General features: G+C 63.8%; 1 protein-coding gene. It reads left to right on the top strand.

Annotation, left to right across the window (positions count from 1 at the left end; all coding sequences use genetic code 11):
- On the top strand, nucleotides 1–307 hold a 307-nt coding region (locus M8009_RS18955), incomplete at both ends, for a tetratricopeptide repeat protein (RefSeq protein WP_250064040.1).

Genomic DNA, 307 nt, shown 5'->3' with positions numbered 1-307 from the left:
TTGCCTTGGCGTATGCGGCGCGCGCACGCCTTCATGCCATTCAAGCCGAATCTGCGGAGGCGCTTTCTAGAATCGCTACCGCCGAGGAACTCGTCGCCCGGCATGGGACCGAGCGGGAGCGGAGTCACGTTGGCGTCCTGTCTCTCGCGATCAACGGCAAGGCCGCCAGGGCACTCGACTGCGCGCTTGCGCACGCCGACCGCTGGCCACGGGACATTTTGATCTTGTCGCTGCCCCTTGGAGCCTTTGGTCTCTTTGCGTTTTCCGGCATGGCGGATCATGACCAGGCACGGGTGGATCTCTGCGA

Origin of the sequence: Halomonas gemina, assembly GCF_023554995.1 — a bacterium.
Classification (GTDB): domain Bacteria; phylum Pseudomonadota; class Gammaproteobacteria; order Pseudomonadales; family Halomonadaceae; genus Halomonas; species Halomonas gemina.
The sequence above is the reverse complement of the archived record's forward strand: the minus strand, read 5'-3'. Positions and strand labels throughout refer to the sequence as shown.